Source organism: Micromonospora sp. NPDC005413 (assembly GCF_040606435.1).
Taxonomy (GTDB): Bacteria; Actinomycetota; Actinomycetes; order Mycobacteriales; family Micromonosporaceae; genus Micromonospora.
Genome location: NZ_JBEXEV010000001.1, coordinates 468,670 through 483,705, shown reverse-complemented (window position 1 = coordinate 483,705; position 15,036 = coordinate 468,670). Strand labels below are relative to the sequence as shown.

16 protein-coding genes are annotated in these 15,036 nt (G+C 71.8%); 2 read left to right on the top strand and 14 right to left on the bottom strand.

Features of this window, described 5'->3' with window-relative positions; genetic code table 11:
* Positions 1 to 51: 51 nt before the first annotated feature.
* From ABZS37_RS01890 to ABZS37_RS01830, 13 genes are read right to left on the bottom strand one after another with little or no spacing between them, the layout of a single operon-like run.
* On the bottom strand, positions 52 to 1,209 hold the full coding sequence (locus ABZS37_RS01890) for an acyl-CoA dehydrogenase family protein (protein WP_355164909.1): 1,158 nt from the start codon (positions 1,207 to 1,209) through the stop codon (positions 52 to 54).
* 13 nt (positions 1,210 to 1,222) lie between these two features.
* Positions 1,223 to 1,600: a Zn-ribbon domain-containing OB-fold protein gene (locus ABZS37_RS01885; RefSeq protein ID WP_355164908.1), complete on the bottom strand. Its 378-nt coding sequence runs from the start codon at positions 1,598 to 1,600 to the stop codon at positions 1,223 to 1,225.
* Positions 1,600 to 2,742 carry an acetyl-CoA acetyltransferase gene (locus ABZS37_RS01880; RefSeq protein ID WP_355164907.1) on the bottom strand — a complete coding sequence of 381 codons (1,143 nt, stop codon included), beginning with the start codon at positions 2,740 to 2,742 and terminating at the stop codon, positions 1,600 to 1,602. Before ABZS37_RS01880 ends, ABZS37_RS01885 begins: the two co-directional genes overlap by 1 nt.
* Complete coding sequence (locus ABZS37_RS01875) at positions 2,739 to 3,182, bottom strand: MaoC/PaaZ C-terminal domain-containing protein (protein WP_355164906.1); 444 nt, start codon at positions 3,180 to 3,182, stop codon at positions 2,739 to 2,741. Before ABZS37_RS01875 ends, ABZS37_RS01880 begins: the two co-directional genes overlap by 4 nt.
* Positions 3,179 to 3,679 (bottom strand): MaoC family dehydratase N-terminal domain-containing protein, encoded by a 501-nt coding sequence (locus tag ABZS37_RS01870; RefSeq protein ID WP_355164905.1) that lies wholly within the window; start codon positions 3,677 to 3,679, stop codon positions 3,179 to 3,181. The genes ABZS37_RS01875 and ABZS37_RS01870 overlap by 4 nt, the downstream gene beginning before the upstream one ends.
* Positions 3,676 to 4,902, bottom strand: coding sequence for a RidA family protein (locus ABZS37_RS01865; protein ID WP_355164904.1), 1,227 nt, complete (start codon positions 4,900 to 4,902; stop codon positions 3,676 to 3,678). The genes ABZS37_RS01870 and ABZS37_RS01865 overlap by 4 nt, the downstream gene beginning before the upstream one ends.
* On the bottom strand, positions 4,899 to 6,293 hold the full coding sequence (locus ABZS37_RS01860; RefSeq protein ID WP_355164903.1) for an MmgE/PrpD family protein: 1,395 nt from the start codon (positions 6,291 to 6,293) through the stop codon (positions 4,899 to 4,901). The genes ABZS37_RS01865 and ABZS37_RS01860 overlap by 4 nt, the downstream gene beginning before the upstream one ends.
* Positions 6,290 to 7,543: a CoA transferase gene (locus tag ABZS37_RS01855; RefSeq protein ID WP_355164902.1), complete on the bottom strand. Its 1,254-nt coding sequence runs from the start codon at positions 7,541 to 7,543 to the stop codon at positions 6,290 to 6,292. Before ABZS37_RS01855 ends, ABZS37_RS01860 begins: the two co-directional genes overlap by 4 nt.
* Entirely contained in the window at positions 7,540 to 8,574 is a 1,035-nt protein-coding gene (locus ABZS37_RS01850) for an LLM class flavin-dependent oxidoreductase (protein ID WP_355164901.1), read from the bottom strand. Before ABZS37_RS01850 ends, ABZS37_RS01855 begins: the two co-directional genes overlap by 4 nt.
* The gene (locus tag ABZS37_RS01845) at positions 8,571 to 9,110 is read right to left on the bottom strand and encodes a MaoC family dehydratase (protein ID WP_355164900.1); all 540 of its coding nucleotides are present in this window, start codon (positions 9,108 to 9,110) and stop codon (positions 8,571 to 8,573) included. The genes ABZS37_RS01850 and ABZS37_RS01845 overlap by 4 nt, the downstream gene beginning before the upstream one ends.
* Positions 9,110 to 10,651 carry an AMP-binding protein gene (locus ABZS37_RS01840; RefSeq protein ID WP_355164899.1) on the bottom strand — a complete coding sequence of 514 codons (1,542 nt, stop codon included), beginning with the start codon at positions 10,649 to 10,651 and terminating at the stop codon, positions 9,110 to 9,112. Before ABZS37_RS01840 ends, ABZS37_RS01845 begins: the two co-directional genes overlap by 1 nt.
* A gap of 55 nt (positions 10,652 to 10,706) precedes the next feature.
* Complete coding sequence (locus ABZS37_RS01835) at positions 10,707 to 11,504, bottom strand: SDR family oxidoreductase (RefSeq protein WP_355164898.1); 798 nt, start codon at positions 11,502 to 11,504, stop codon at positions 10,707 to 10,709.
* Positions 11,505 to 11,543: 39 nt separating this feature from the next.
* Complete coding sequence (locus ABZS37_RS01830) at positions 11,544 to 12,209, bottom strand: isochorismatase family protein (protein WP_354992248.1); 666 nt, start codon at positions 12,207 to 12,209, stop codon at positions 11,544 to 11,546.
* 222 nt (positions 12,210 to 12,431) lie between these two features.
* Between ABZS37_RS01830 and ABZS37_RS01825 the strand changes: the two genes are divergently transcribed.
* On the top strand, positions 12,432 to 13,298 hold the full coding sequence (locus tag ABZS37_RS01825; RefSeq protein WP_355164897.1) for a DUF4437 domain-containing protein: 867 nt from the start codon (positions 12,432 to 12,434) through the stop codon (positions 13,296 to 13,298).
* A gap of 72 nt (positions 13,299 to 13,370) precedes the next feature.
* On the opposite strand, the gene ABZS37_RS01820 is transcribed toward ABZS37_RS01825, so the two are convergent.
* Complete coding sequence (locus tag ABZS37_RS01820) at positions 13,371 to 14,213, bottom strand: CoA ester lyase (RefSeq protein WP_355164896.1); 843 nt, start codon at positions 14,211 to 14,213, stop codon at positions 13,371 to 13,373.
* Positions 14,214 to 14,315: 102 nt separating this feature from the next.
* Here ABZS37_RS01820 and ABZS37_RS01815 point away from each other — a divergent pair, with 102 nt between their 5' ends.
* Positions 14,316 to 15,023 (top strand): hypothetical protein, encoded by a 708-nt coding sequence (locus tag ABZS37_RS01815; protein ID WP_355164895.1) that lies wholly within the window; start codon positions 14,316 to 14,318, stop codon positions 15,021 to 15,023.
* The last annotated feature ends 13 nt before the right edge of the window (positions 15,024 to 15,036 follow it).

The window sequence follows — 15,036 nt, the reverse complement described above, 5'->3', positions numbered from 1 at the left end:
GGCTCTGCTCCGGGCGGGGGGTTTCCCCGCCCGAGCTTGACCACGGGAGTATCAGACGGTCACCTCGCCGCGTACGAGCGCCTTCGCGACAACGGTTCGCAGGACGTCGTTCGTGCCTTCGCCGATGCTCATCAGGATCGCGTCCCGGTAGAGGCGCTCGACCTCGAACTCGGTGGAGTAGCCGTAGCCGCCGTGCACCTTCATCGCGTCGATCGCGGCCTCCAGGGCGACCTCCGAGCAGAACACCTTGGCCATGCCGGTCTGCCCGTCGGCGCGACCGCGTCGGACCGCGTCGGCCGCCCAGTACGCCATCAGGCGGGCGGCCTGCAGCTGGATCGCGATGGTGGCGAGCTTGAGCTGGATCGCCTGGAACTCGGCGATGGGTCTGCCGAACGCCTCGCGCTGCTGGGCGTAGGCCAGCGCCTCGTCGTGGGCGCGCTGCGCGATGCCGACCGATCGGGCGGCGATGTTGACCCGGCCCCACTCCAGGGCGGACAACACCTGCTTGAGGCCGACGCCCTCGACGCCGCCGAGCAACTGCTCCTTCGGCACCCGCACATTGTCGAGGAGGATCTCGCAGGACTCGGTGCCCTTGTAGCCGAGCTTCGGGATGTCCCGCAGGACCTGGAACCCCGAAAGCGTCGCGTCGACGAGCAGCACGCTCATGCCGGTGTGCGCGGGCGTGGCGTGCGGGTCGGTCTTGACCAGCACCGGCAGCGGGTCGGCGTACCGCGCGTTGGTGATCCACATCTTGGTGCCGTTGACGACGTAGTGGTCGCCGTCGAGACGGGCGGTGGTGCGGATGCCCTGCAGGTCGGTGCCGGCGTCCGGCTCGGTGAGTCCGATGCCGGTCCGCCGGGCGCCGGTGGCGAGGTCGGGCAGGTAGGCCCGCTTCTGCTCCTCGGTGCCGTGCATGGCGATCATCCGGCAGGCCAGGGAGTGGCTGCCGAGGATGCCGGCGATGCCCATCCAGCCGCGGGCGAGTTCCTCGAACACGAGCGCGAACGAGACCGGGTCGAGGTCGAGGCCGCCGTACTCCTCAGGCACGGTGATGCCGAACAGCCCCATCTCGGCCATCCCCCGCACGATCTCCGTCGGGTACCGCCCGGCGTGCTCCCAATCCCGCGCGACCGGGATGATCTCGCGGTCGACGAACGTGCGGAGCAGGGCGCGGAAGTCCTGCTGCTCCTCGGTGAGCGTGAAGTCCATGGGTGAGCCTCCGTCAGCGGTGGAAGACCGGCAGTGCCCGGCCGTCGTCGAGATCGAGCCAGCCGACGCGGACCGGGTCCCCGATCCGCCAGTCCTGGCCATTGAGGGTGGACAACACTATTGGTCCCTCGGTGAGCCGGATCCGGGCGACCGTGTACGGCACGGCGACCCCCGGCGCGGGTGCCCTGTGCACCACGGTGAACGTGTCCACGACGCCGTCGCCGGACGCCTCGACGAACCCGAGGTCCGCCATGGACGAGCAGGCGGTACAGAGCGCTCGCGGCGGGTGCTGGACGTGCCCGCAGGACCCGCAGGTCTGCAGCATGTAGCGATGCTCCCGGGTGGCGTCCCACCAGCCGGCCGTCACGTCATCGGGCGGCGATACGAGCATCACCGCACCCCCAGCACGACCGTCGCGTGCGTGGACAGGATCCCGCCGGTGCCGTGCGCCACGGCCAACCGGGCGTCGGGCACCTGCCGGGCACCCGCCTCGCCGCGCAGCTGGCGGACCGCCTCCACCAGCAGCAGCACCCCGTACTGACCGGGATGGCAGTACGACAGGCCGCCGCCGGAGGTGTTCAACGCCAGCCCACCGCCGGGACGGATCCTGCCGTCCTGGATGAGGTCGAGCACCTCCCCCCGTCCGCAGAAGCCGAGCGCCTCGATGCTGAGCGCGGCCGTGATGGTGAACGAGTCGTACACCTCCAACACGTCCACGTCGGAGGGTGTGATTCCGGCCCGGGCGAACGCCTCCCGGCCGGACTCGCGCGCACCGGTGACCGTCAGGTCCGCGACGGCGGTCATCGACGTGTTCGTCGACCGCTCGGCGTACCCGAGGACCCGTACCGGCGGGTGCCGCAGGTCGCGGGCCCGGTCCAGCGCGGTGAGCACGACCGCCCCGCCGCCGTCGGTCACCAGGCAGCAGTCAGCGACGGTCAGCGGGCTGGAGACCATCGGCGCGGCGAGCACGTCGTCGACGGTCAGCGGCCCGGCGCCGTAGCGGAACGCGGCCGGGTTGAGCAGCGCCCACTGTCTGGCGGCGACCGCGATCTCGGCCAGCTTCTCCCGCGTCCCGCCGTACCGGTGGAAGTACTGTTGCGCCGCCATCGCGTAGTACGACAGCGGGTACAGCGGGCCGTACGGCGTCTCGAACTGGGCCTCCGGGATGTGCTCCTCGACGATCCCGCCGAGGCTGCGCGAGCGCGCCGAGCGCTGGTTCGACGCGAAGCTGATGACCACCGTGGACACCTGGCCGGCTTCGATCGCCTGGGTGGCACGGGCGACCATCATCTCGGCCGCGGACCCGCCGACGAACGTCGAGTCGACCCAGCGGGGCTGCAATCCCAGGTACTCGGCGAGCTGGGTGGTGGAGAAGCGGGACACCCCGGTGGTGGCCAGTCCGTCGACGTCGGCGAGGGTCAGCCCGGCGTCGGCGAGCGCCCGGGTGACGGCCTGGGTCTGCAGCGTGAGCGTGGACTTCCCGGTGCTGCCGAGGTCGCACTCGGCCGCACCGACGATCGCGACGCCGGTCACCGCGCACCCGGTCCATCGGCCGTGCCCAGCAGGACCGTCGCGTGGGCAGGACGGGCCGCTGGTCGCTGCGGGCCGTACTCGCTGGCCAGGATCGTGGCGGAGAGGTCGACCCGGACGCGGTCGGCACCGACCTCGACCACGGTGCCCTCGCACCGGACGGTCTCACCGGCGAACATCAGGTTCCGGAACGTGAACGACAGCTCGTGCACGAAGCAGCGCGGGCCGAGCGTGTCCTGCAGCAGCTCGACGAAGAGCGCCCCGAACACCTGCCCGTCCACGACCGGGCCCGGGACCCGCGCGGCGGCCACGAACTCGGGGTCGAAGTGCAGGCGGTACCAGTCCCAGGTGGCGCCGGCGTAGGCGACCATGTCGGTGAGCGTGATGGTGCGCTCCAGCGCGGGCAGCGCATCCCCGACGTGCGGTGGCACCCGGGATGTCATGCGGCACCGTCCAGGCTGACCAGGATGATCGTCTCCTCGTTGACGGCGAGCAGCTCGCCGTCCTGGTTGGTGTACGTCGCACGCGAGCAGACCACGAGCATGTCCGCGCCCGTGCGGGTCTGCTTCTCGATCAGGTCGTGGATCTCCCAGGTCGCGGTGATGACGTCGTCGGGGCGTACCCGGCGGTGGAAGGTGTAGCTGTTGCCGCCGCGGACCTGGCGGGTGCCGGGGGCGTCGAGGTGCCAGGAGTGCCCGGCGTAGCCGTCGCTGTTCATCGGGAGGTTCGCGTACTGGTTGGTCTCGCAGATGAGCGTCGGCGGGGCGGTCACGCCCGGCAAGCCTTGCGCGCGGGCGAACTCGGGGTCCGAGTACAGCGGGTTGTCGTCGCCGATGGCCAGGCCGAAGTACCGGCCGGCAGCGGCGCCGAGGGGTTCCGGCGCGGTGTACACCTTCCTCGTGCCCAGCAGCGAGCGCAGTTCGTCGGTCAGCAGGCTCACGCCGTCTCCTCCGCGCCGCTGATGGTCGGGTAGACCGCCGTCGGGAACACCTCGAGCAGGAACTCGGGGCGCAGCAGGGCCTTGCAGATCGCCCCGGTCGACGCCGGCCAGGGCGGGCTGAGCAGCCGTTCCCGCACCCCGGCCACGCCCCGGTACGCCGGCAGCGCCGACTCGACGCAGTACTCGGTCGTCTCCAGCAGGTGCTCCGGTCCGAGGCCGGCGTAGCGCAGCAGATGCAGGATCGCGCCGTACGTCGCCTCGGCCTGCGCCACGATGTCGTCGGGGTGCAGGGCCTGCTGCGTCTGCATGTCCAGCGCCGCGAAACCGGACATGTAGAGCGTCCGGCCGGCCCTGATCCCGGGGGCGTAGGTGAGCGTGTCGTAGCGGGACCAGCCCGGGTTGACCAGTTCCAACCGGTGCCGGGAGGCCGTGACGTCGATCGCGACGAGCGCGTCCGGGTGGTGCAGTCGGCTCATCAGGATGCCGCCCGCGCCCGGGTACACGCCGGCGCCGCCGAGGCGGTCCTTCCGCACGCGGTGCGTCCGGCGGTACACGTCGCGCGTTTCCGGGGTCGAGTAGTCGTAGGTCGTGACGACAGTGTCGAGGGACAACCCGACCGCCTTGAGCAGGTCCCCCGCCCGGTCCAGGCAGTAGGCGTACTGCGCGGCGAAGTCGCCCGGGTGGACCACGGCGCCGGTCGCGTCGACCGGGAGCATCGTCGGCAGGTACACCGCGCCGTCGTGGCCGGTCCGCACGGTGGAGGCCCGCCAGGTGCCGGCCCGCCGAGGCTCGCTGGCGACCAGCACCTCGCCGCCGCCCCGGACCGCGTGCAGCTCGACCTCCACCAGCGCGGTACGCCGCACGAGCCGCTCGACGACGACAGTTCGCAGCACCGGCTCGTGGTCGCCGAAGACCTCCCGCCGGAGCGCCGCGGCCGCCTCGTACTCGGCGAGCCCGGCGACCGTCACGTTCTCGGTGACCCGGGTGACGTCCTGCGGCCCGAACCCGGCGGCCGCCAGGATCGTCAGCACCTTCTCGTACGCGGTGCGCGCCTGCGCCCCCATGTCCCCGGCGACCGTCATCCTGCCGACGGCCTCGTCGAACGCGGCGGAGGTGTGGCCGGAGGTCCAGGCCGCGTCGCCCTCGGCGAGACCGAGGCAGAACGTGAAGCCGTCGTACGGGAACCAGCGGAAGGACGGCGGTCTGATGGCGTGTGGTGTCACGGGCGGTCCCTGCCTGTGCCGGCAGCGGCCAGCGCCACCATGAGCGGTTCGATGGTGTCCAGCTCTTCGAGGCGGCGCAGCAGGTCGACGACGTGGGTGGTGTCGCCACCGGCGTTGCCGTGGAACTTCGCGACGAGTTGCTCGTCGGTCAGCGGGTTGTCCGGCCCGCCCGCGCTGCGCGGCACGCTGCCGGTGAGCGCCGAGCCGTCGACGAGCGTGATGCGTGCGGCGCCGGGCGCGTCGGCCGCGGCCCCGCCGGTGGGGGTGACGTGCCAGCGCACCAGCCGGGCAAGGCGCTCCACCTCGGGCCGGCCGAGCGAGTCCGGTTCGTACGTCGCGGTGGTCAGGTCACCGTCGACGACGGCGGCGGCGACGCTCCACGGCAGCGAGAACTTCGCCGCGTACGGCGACGCCGGCCGCGCCAGGTCCCGCCGGGTGTCGCAGACCGTGGGCACCGAGTCGGGGTGCACGTCGACGTCGATCGCGACGACGTCGCCGGGCCCGACCCCGCCGGGGCGCACCGCGTCGCGGACCGCGTCGATCGCGGCGTGCGAGAGCTGACACGCCGGGTACGGCTTGATGCCGATCCGGGTGGTCTCCCAGCGCGTGCCGAGTTCGGCGGTGACGGAGGCGAGGTCGACCGCGCCGGCGGCGAGCGCGTCGTACACACCGTGCGGGCCCTCGAAGACGTTCGCCGGGCCGCTGGCCCCGGCCGCGGCGAGCCGGGCGGCGAGGATGCCGGCGTGCGCGGCGAACCCCGGGTGCAACTGCTTCGTCGAGGCTCCGCTGTGGAGGAACGCGAGGAGCCCGCCGGCCTGACTGCCGGCGATGCCGAGCGCGTCGACGGTACGCGCGGCGCCGAGGCCGAGCAGCCGGGCCGCGACGATCGCCGAGGAGAACACGCCGGCCACCATCGTGGCGTGCAGCCCTCGGGCGTGGAAGCCGTGCGGCGCGGCGGCGGCGACCCGGCACACGGTCTCGTAGCCGACGACGGCGGCCTCGAGAACGGCCCGGCCGGCCGCGCCGACCTGCTCACCGACGGCGAACGCGGCCGGCAGCACCACGGCCGTCGCATGGACGAGGCCGCCGGCGTGGGTGTCGTCGAAGTCCAGCGCGTGCACGAGCGTGCCGTTGGCGAGCACGGCGGCCGGCGCCCCCACCCGGCCCCGCGACCCGATGATCGTCGCCTCCGGCGGCCCGCCGAGCGCCCGGGCGACGGCGACGGCCGGAATCGGGGACGGCCCGCCGGACTCCCCCGCCACCGTGCCGGTACACAACCCACCCAGCGCCGTGCCGACCCCGTCGAGCAGGTGCCGCAGCGCTGCGGCCCGCACCCCGGCCGGCACCTCGACGGGACCGGTGCCCCACTCGGCAAGCTCCTTCGCGATCATCGTGACGCGGCCGTGGTGTCGAGGCTGTCGGGGGTGCCGGGTGCCGGCTCGGCGTCGCCGAACGCGCCGGCCGCCAGCAGCGCCGCCACCTGAGACGCATCCAGGCCCAGAATCTCCTCGGTGACGAGCACGAGGTCCTCGTTGCGCTGCGGCGCCCGCCGGTAGGTGGGCGTCTCGTCGCCGACCCGCACCGGGGACGCCAGCTGCCGCACCTCGCCGTACCGGGGGTGGTCGGTGGTGACCACGAGGTTCCGGGCGGCGGTGTGCGCGTCCGCCAGGGCCGCGCCGACGTCGTTGATCGGGCCGCACGGGATGGACCCGGCGTAGAGCTGCGCCAGCCAGTCGTCGACGGTCTTCTGCCGGAAGATCGCCTCCAACCGGGGCACCAGGTCGGCGCGGTTCTCCCGGCGGGTGGCGAAGGTCGCGTACGGCGAGCCGGTCTCGGCCCACTCCGGGTGGCCGATGATGTGGCACAGCCGGGCCCAGAACTTCTCCTTCGCGCAGCCGACGACCAGCCAGCCGTCCCTGGCCTCGAACGCCTGGAACGGCACGAGCGACGGGTGCGCCGAGTGGTGCGTGCGGACGGGCCGGAACCCGGCGTTCAGGTGCCACGTCGCGGGATAGGTCAGCATCGACACCGCCGTGTCGTAGAGGCTGACGTCGCAGTCCATTCCGACGCCGTCGCGGCGGGCGGCGTGCACCCCGGCCAGGAGCGAGATCGCGGCCACGAAGCCGCCCGAGTAGTCGACGAGCGACAGCCCGGACTTGGTGGGTGGCCCGTCCGGCTCACCGGTCAGCTCCATCCAGCCGGCGAGACCCTGCAACACGTAGTCGTAGCCGGGTTCCCGCTTGCGCGGCCCGGTCATCCCGAACCCGGTGAGCGACACGCAGACGATGCGCGGGTTGAGGTGCTTGAGGTCGTCGTACCGGATGCGCAGCTTTTCCGGCACGTCCCCGCGCAGGTTGGAGTAGACGACGTCGGAGACCGCGACGAGACGCTCGAAGACGCCGCGCCCGGCGGCGGTGTTCAGGTCGAGGGAGATGCTGCGCTTGTTGCGGTTGAACGTCTCGAAGAAGAGCGAGTCCTCATCCTCGGCGTACGGCGGCACGTACCGGCCGACGTCGCCACCGGCCCGCGGGTCCTCGATCTTGATGACCTGGGCGCCGAGGTCGGCCAGGTGCACGCTGCCGAACGGTCCCGCACCGTACTGCTCGACCGCGATGATGCGCAGATCTTCCAGCGGTCTCATGTGGGTGCTCCCGTCAGCTCACCGATCAGCGCGATGATCTCGTCCTGGGCCGCGCGGATCTCGGCGACCGGCAACCCATGGGTGGGTGGGCTCAGCTTCACCGTGTCGGCGATGCCGTCATAGGCCGCGATCCGGGCGGCGACGTCGTCGCGGGTGCCGGTCATGGTGAGCGCGTCGACCATCCGGTCGCTGACGCTGCCCGCGAGGTGGTCCGCGTTCGCGCCGGCCCGGAACGCGTCGATGACGGCCTGCTGGTCCTCGGCGAGACCGTGGAAGGCGAAGAAGTCGGCGTAGGTGCGGACCGTGGCGTAGAAGCCGACCAGACCGGCGGCGCGGCGGCGGGCGAGCGCCGGGTCGGCGGCGACCGAGCAGCACGCGGAGACGACCACGTCGAGGTCGTGACGTGACCTGCCGTTCGCGCGGTCGATGCCGAGCGTGAGGTCGGGCAGGATCTGCTCCCGCAGGTATCCCGGTGAGCACAGCTCGTGGCTGATCCAACCGTCGCCGATCTCGCCGGCCAGCCGGGTCATCAACGGGCCCATCGCGGCCAGGTACACCGGGATCGGCCGCTCCGGCACGGCGTACGGCCGCGCGTAGCCGCGGATGCGCATGGGCGCGAACTCGCCGTCGGCACGGATCTCGGCGCCGGTGGTGCAGGCGTCCCAGAACAGCCGGATGTTGCGGACCGTCTCGCGCAGGTGACCGACCGGCTTGCCGAACGGGACGTTGTGCCAGTCCTCGTTGAGCCGGCGCACCCCGGAGCCGAGGCCGAGCACGAACCGGCCGCCGGACAGCTCGTCCAGGTCGAGCGCCTCCAGCGCGGTGATCATCGGGCTGCGGGTGAACGCCAGGACGATCGAGGTGCCGATCTGCGCGGTCGACGTCGCCCCGGCCAGGGCCGCGGCGGTGCCGGTCGCGCTGCGGTGCAGCTCCGACACCCACAGCACCTCGGCGCCCGCGCGTTCCGCCCGGCGCCCGGCGTCGGCCAGCTCCGCGAGCGTCGCACCCCATGGCTGGTACGTGAGCCTCATGCGGTCGGGTCACTGTCGTGGTCGAGGGAGAGCGGGGACTTCCCGACGGGGAAGAGGTTCTCCAGTTGTTCGGCACCCCGGCGGTACACATAGAACGTGCGCTTGAAGGAGCAGACCTCGTCGCCGTGCTGGTTGAGCGTGCGGGTGCGCACCGTGACGATGCCGGCATGCGGGCGGGACGCGGATTCGCGCTTCTCCAACACGAGCGACTCGCTGTAGAGCGTGTCACCGGCGAACACCGGGTGGGTCATCCGGATCTCGTCCCAGCCGAGGTTCGCGAACGCGTTCTGGGTCAGGTCGGTGACGCTCTGCCCGACCGCGATGGCCACCGTGAGCGTCGACACCACGAGCGGCTTGCCGAACTCCGACCGTGCGGCGTACTCGGCGTTGAAGTGCATCTCGTTGGTGTTCATGGTCAGCAGCGTGAACCAGGTGTTGTCGGCCTCCGTGACGGTGCGTCCCAGGGGATGCTGGTAGACGTCTCCGATCTCGAAGTCCTCGAAGAACCGCCCGGTCCAGCCCGGCTTGAGCCCCATCAGTCGATCTCCTTTCGACACCGCGCGAGGTAGTTGTCGCGGACCACCCGCTTGAGGACCTTGCCGCTCGGGTTGCGCGGCAACGCGTCGACGACATGCCACTCGCGGGGCACCTTGTAGCGCGCCACGTGCTGCCGGACGTGGCCCTCCAGGGCCCCCACGTCGATCCGCGTCCCCGGGCGGCCGACCACGAACGCGGCGATGCGCTCGCCGTACACCTCATCGGGCACACCGATCACGGCGACCTCGTCGACCGGCTCGTGGCGGGCGATGACCTCCTCGATCTCGCGGGGGAAGATGTTGATCCCGCCCGCGATGATCATGTCTTTCTTCCGGTCGACGATGGTGATGAAACCCTCCTCATCGCGCACGGCGACGTCCCCGACGGAGAAGAACCCGTGCGCGTCGTATCCGGCCCGGGTGGCCTCGGAGTCGTCGAGGTAACCGGCCAGCAGCAGCGGCGAGCGGGCGAACAGCTCGCCGGGCTCACCCGGCCCGACCTCGTTGCCGTCGTCGTCGGTGAGCCGGACCTCGTTCCAAAACCAGGGATGCCCGACGCTGCCGGCCCGTCGCAGGGCGAACTCCGGGCGAAGGTTGGTGACGATGGAGCACTCGGTCGAGCCGTACAGCTCGTGCACGTCGACGCCGGGGAACGCGGCGATCACCCACTCCTTCAGCGCGACCGGCAACGCGGCGGCGTTGAAATACAGCGTCCGCAGCGCCGACAGGTCGTACCGGGCAGCCGGCTCCTCGCAGAATCGGCGGATGTGCTGGGCGTGCGTGGGCACCAGGAACACCGTGGAAGCGCGGCTGACCACCATCATGTCCAGCAGCCGCTCCGGATCCCAGGTCGGCAGCACGGTGCACGAGCCGCCGAGCATCGGGGCGGCGTAGGCGAACGCGAACCCCGCGCCGTGGAACATCGGCGCGACCGCGATCGTGCTGCGGTTGGGCCCGAGCCCGTAGTCCAGCCCGACCCCGAACGCGGTGAGGACCCGTCCCCGGTGGGTCAGCAGGACGCCCTTGGGCCGCCCGGTCGTGCCGGACGTGTACGTGATGCAGAATGGGTCGGTCTCGTTGACGGGGACCTGCGGATCGACCGCGCGGCCCTGCCCCAGGAACGTCTCGTACCGCTCGCCGACCTCGCCCGCGAAGCTGAGCACGAGTGGCAGGTCGTCGAGCAGACCGCCGACGTTGCCGGCCAACTCGTCGGCCAGGATGATCCCCCTCGCCCGCGAATGGGCGAGGATGTAGGCGTTGTCCGAGCTGTTGTTCTTCGTGTTCAGCGGTACGGTCGGGATGCCGGCCTTGGCCATCGCCGCCGATATCTCGAAATACTCGTAGCGGTTGTTGCTCAGCACCGCGATCCGTTCACCGGGAACGATGCCGCGCGCGAGCGTCGCGGATGCGAGCCGGTTGGAGCGCTCGTCGAGCGCACCGAACGTCACGGCGTGGTCGCCATCGACGACCGCGACCCGGCCGGGCGTGGCCCGGCCGAACTCGCGGATCCCGGCAGCCATGTTGAGCTGCACACCCTTCACCCGGTGCCATCCTTCCCTGAGGCGTTCATGGACCTGCCACGGTGCGCGGGCGAGGTCAGAGTCCGTAGCGGCCGAGCACGTCGCGCTTGCCGGCGATGAGAAACTTGCGGGTCATCCGGCCGGTGGTGAGCCACGCGATCGCGTCGCCGTTGCTGGTGCTCGCCAGCATCCGTTCGACCAGGTACGGGGCGACGTCGTCGACGTGGTCGCAGAGGATGTTGAGCAGCCTGCGTTGCCGCGCCACCTGCTCCGGCGCGGCGGCCGCCTCGCGCAGCCACCCCTCGGTGATGAGGATGCCGGGGCGGATCTGGCCGATCCGCACGCCGGAGCCGGTGACCTCCTTGACCAGTGCCCGGGTGAAGGAGTCCAGACCGCGCTTGGTGGCCGAGTAGACCCCCATGCCGGGGCGGATCGCGCCGTCGCTGCCGCCGCCGAGCACGTTGAAGACCTGGCCGCCCCCAGCGGCGAGCATGCCGCGGACGGCGACCTGCGACCCGTACACGGTGCCGAGCATGTTCGTGGTGACCATCGTCCGGACGTCCTCCGGCGCGGTCTCGACGATCCGCCGGGTGGTGTTGGCGACACCGGCATTGTTGATCCACAGGTCAACGCCGCCCAGCGCGTCGACCGCGGCACTCCACACCCGCTCGACCTGCGCGGCGTCGGTGACGTCCACGGCGAACCCATGGACGGCGGCCTCCGCGGCGGCCTGCGGGCGCAGCCGCGCGACGGCGTCGTCCACGGCCGTCCGCGTACGCCCCGAGACGACGACGGAGTGGCCCCGCGAAAGCAGCTCGCGGGCGAGCGCGAAGCCGATCCCCTTGGTGCTGCCGGTGATGACTGCCTTACGCATGACTGCTCCTGCCCACTCACGTCGGGAGAACGGGTCCGGTCAGTCGCCGGTCAACCGGGCGACCGCGTCGGCCAGCGGCACCACGTCGGCATACTTGGCGTCGAGGTCGAAGAGGTTGGCCTCGTGCGGGCCGGGATCGCGGTCGGCGCACGCCTCGCGCACCACCATCGGGCGGAACCCGTGCTGCAGGGCGTCGACCGCCGACGCGCGGACGCAGCCGCTGGTGGAGAAGCCGCCGAGCACCACCGTGTCGACGCCGGCCGTGGTGAGCCAGGCGGCCAACGCGGTGCCGGCGAAGGCGCTGGCGTAGTGCTTGTACGCGATGTGCTCCCCCCTGGCAGGCAGCACCTGGGCCGCGAAGTCGCCGAGCGGGTTGCTGGCGGCGAACGCGGTCAGCGCCGGCACCTTCGCGGCGAACAGGGGCGCCTCGGCGCAGGACTCGTCGGCGTACCGCACCGCGGTGAAGGCCACCGGAACCCGGGCCGCGCGGGCCGCCGCCACCAGCGCGGCCATCGCGGACAGCGCGCTCTCCGCGGTGGCCAGGAACAACGGCGACGAGGGTACGGCGTACGCGGCGACCGGGTCGACCAGCACGAGCGCGGGCCGGGTACCCCAGCCGAGCCGACGGGCGAACCCGGCGTCGGCGTAGTCGGCATCGAGCGTGCCGGTCGCCCGGCCCCTGACGTCGGAGTGTGCCCCGTTCATGCGACGCATCGTATGCTCTGGATACACCGTTTCGCTAGGGGGAACAATGTCGGTGCTGGTCTTGCCCCGCCGATGGAAACAGTGTTTCCATTGCAGCCATGCTGGTCCCGGACGGCACCGATCTCACCAACGCCGGCTGCCGTGTGCCCCGGCACCTCCGGCCGGGGGCACCGCCCGCAACGCCGCCGGGAAGACCCTGAAACGCGAAGTGAGGAGCAGCGGGTGCGAGCGCACGTCGAACTGATTCACGAAAATGACTACATCTGGCACGTCGGGGAGTTGCCGCACGGCGAGGGCGGGGTCCACGAACGCCGGCTCTCGGCCGACGAGGAGAACGGATCGTCCTCGCTGTCGCTGCGGTTCGACAGCGACTGGGGGCGCGGGCCGGGCGTGCCGCACGCCGACACCGAGTTCTTCGTGCGGTCCGGCTCGCTGACCTACGGCGGTCAGGAGATCGGCCCCGGCGGCTACCTGCAGGTGCCGCGGGGTGTGCCGATGGACTGGATCAAGATCCGCGAGGGCTCGTCGGTGCTGCACTGGCGCGAGTACGGCGACTGCGGTTTCGACGTCGAGAAGGCACAGTGGAATCCGGCCTCAGCACGGTGGGACAGCGCCGTCGGCGAGGTGACGGTGGTGGACTCCAACGCCATGGAGTGGACCGCCGCCCCGACGATCGGGCCGATCACCCCGCTCTACATCAAGCTGCTGCACCGCGACCCGGCGACCAACTTCTACACCCGGCTGATCCGGGCCCACAAGGGCTGGAGCGACCACCGGCTGGCCCACCACCCCTGCTACGAGGAGTTCTACACGCTCGGCGGGAAGATGGCGTACAACTTCGGCGACATCGACGAGGGCACCTACTGCTTCCGGCCGGCCGGGGTGAAGCACGGCCACTTCGTGGCCGAGACCGACATCGACTGGATCATCCGGTCCGATGGCGAGCTGATCAACTGGTACACCACCGATGAGTGGATCAAGTGGGGCGGCACCGCCACCAACTACCACGAACACGACGAGGCGCCGGTCATCTCCACCCTGCCGGTGCGGTCCCGTTCGCGCGGCCCGTGGTCCGGCGACGGGATGTGATGACGACGGGATGTGACGCGGCCGGTGGTCGCGTCACATCCCGGTCACACCTACCGAGACTGACGCGGACGCCTACACCGCCAGGGCGAGCAGGCGCCGGGCGGAGCGGACCACCGCCTCGTCCACCAGCCGGCCCTGCGCGTCGAGGCAGACCCCCACACCGTCACGGACCGCCGCGTCGAAGCGGGCCACCAGGTCCGCCGCCGCCGCCACCTCGCCGGGCGAGGGGGTGAACGCCTCGTTCACCACCGCGATCTGCGCCGGGTGGATGCAGGCCCGGCCCACGAAACCGAGGCGTCGCAGCGCCATCGTCGACGTGCGCAGTGCGACCAGGTCCCGGAAGTCGGTGCTGACCGGCGCCACCGGGGGCTCGATGCCGACCGCCGCGCTGGCCAGCACCACCTGCGAGCGGACGAACAGCAACTCCCGCTCGTCCGGCCCGAGCGTGACGCCGAGATCGGCGCGCAGGTCCGCCTCGCCGAGCTGCAGCCGTCGTACCCGGGGTGCGCGGGCGATGTCGAGGGCCGCGACCACGGCCGCCGCCGACTCCAGCAGCGGCACCACGGCGGTCGTGCCCGCCTGCAACCCGGCCGCCGACTCGGCCGCGCCGAGCACCTCGTCGAGGGCGGCCAGTTCGGCGGCGGACTCGGCCTTCGCCACGCAGAGCCCGGCGAGCCCTGGCCCCACGACGGCCGCCGCGTCGACGTTGCCCAACCGGCCCGGGTTGATCCGCACCCACCAGGCGACCCCGGGCGGCGCGGCGCGCAGGAAGGCGGCGACCGCCGAGCGGGCGGCGTCCTTGCCGGCCGGCGGCACCGCGTCCTCCAGGTCGACGATCACCGCGTCCGCGCCGCGCCCCGCCGCCTTGGCCAGCTTGTCGGGCGCGTCCCCGGGCACGTACAGGTACGACCTCAACGGCTTCGGGCCCTTCCGCTCGACAACGCCCCGGCGATGCGGCCATTGTTTCGACTGCGAATACAGTGTTTCCATTAGTGGCCGAGACGTCAAGGAGGCTTCATGGGACCGCACCCGTACGGCTGGTGGATTCTGCTGCACATCGTGCTCTTCGTCTTCTGGCTGGGCGGGGATCTCGGGGTCTTCTGGTCGAGCCGGTTCGTCCTCAAGCCCGATCTCACGCCGGCCGCCCGGGCCACCGCACTGAAGATCATGAGCGGGCTCGACCTGGGGCCCAAGATCTGCCTGGTGCTCTTCCTGCCCAGCGGCGTCACGCTGATGGCGTTGGACCCGCACGGCGCGCGGGTCTTCGGAATCAACCCGTTCGGCTGGCCGATCGTCGCGCTGCTCTGGGTGTTCGCGGCGGGGTGGCTGGCCGCCACGATCTCCGACCACCACCGCCCGGGCCACCGCCGGTGGGTGCGCCGGGCGGACTGGACGGTCCGCATCGCGCTGATCGCCGGGCTGGCCGGGACCGCGCTCTACACGCTCTTCGCCGCCGCACCGTTCGGTGTGGACACCAACCCGAAGTGGCTGGGCGGAAAGATCCTGCTCTACAGCGTCGCGATCGCCTGCGGACTGGGCATCCGGCTCACCCTGCGCCCGTTCGGGCCGGCCTTCGGCACGCTGATGACGACCGGCTCCACGCCGGAGGTGGAGCGCACGATGCGACGGGCGATCGACGGCTGCCTACCCTACGTGTGGGGCATCTGGGGCAGCGTGCTGGCGGCCGCGGCGCTCGGCGTGCTGAAGCCGCTCGCGGCGCTGTGACCCCGGCAGGTCG

Coding starts and splice junctions, on each gene's coding strand:
- ABZS37_RS01835 (WP_355164898.1), bottom strand. CDS start 11,504: ATGCGTAAGGCAGTCATCACCGGCAGCACCAAGGGGATCGGCTTCGCG.
- ABZS37_RS01830 (WP_354992248.1), bottom strand. CDS start 12,209: ATGAACGGGGCACACTCCGACGTCAGGGGCCGGGCGACCGGCACGCTC.
- ABZS37_RS01815 (WP_355164895.1), top strand. CDS start 14,316: ATGGGACCGCACCCGTACGGCTGGTGGATTCTGCTGCACATCGTGCTC.
- ABZS37_RS01875 (WP_355164906.1), bottom strand. CDS start 3,182: ATGACATCCCGGGTGCCACCGCACGTCGGGGATGCGCTGCCCGCGCTG.
- ABZS37_RS01890 (WP_355164909.1), bottom strand. CDS start 1,209: ATGGACTTCACGCTCACCGAGGAGCAGCAGGACTTCCGCGCCCTGCTC.
- ABZS37_RS01850 (WP_355164901.1), bottom strand. CDS start 8,574: ATGAGGCTCACGTACCAGCCATGGGGTGCGACGCTCGCGGAGCTGGCC.
- ABZS37_RS01860 (WP_355164903.1), bottom strand. CDS start 6,293: ATGATCGCGAAGGAGCTTGCCGAGTGGGGCACCGGTCCCGTCGAGGTG.
- ABZS37_RS01885 (WP_355164908.1), bottom strand. CDS start 1,600: ATGCTCGTATCGCCGCCCGATGACGTGACGGCCGGCTGGTGGGACGCC.
- ABZS37_RS01845 (WP_355164900.1), bottom strand. CDS start 9,110: ATGGGGCTCAAGCCGGGCTGGACCGGGCGGTTCTTCGAGGACTTCGAG.
- ABZS37_RS01855 (WP_355164902.1), bottom strand. CDS start 7,543: ATGAGACCGCTGGAAGATCTGCGCATCATCGCGGTCGAGCAGTACGGT.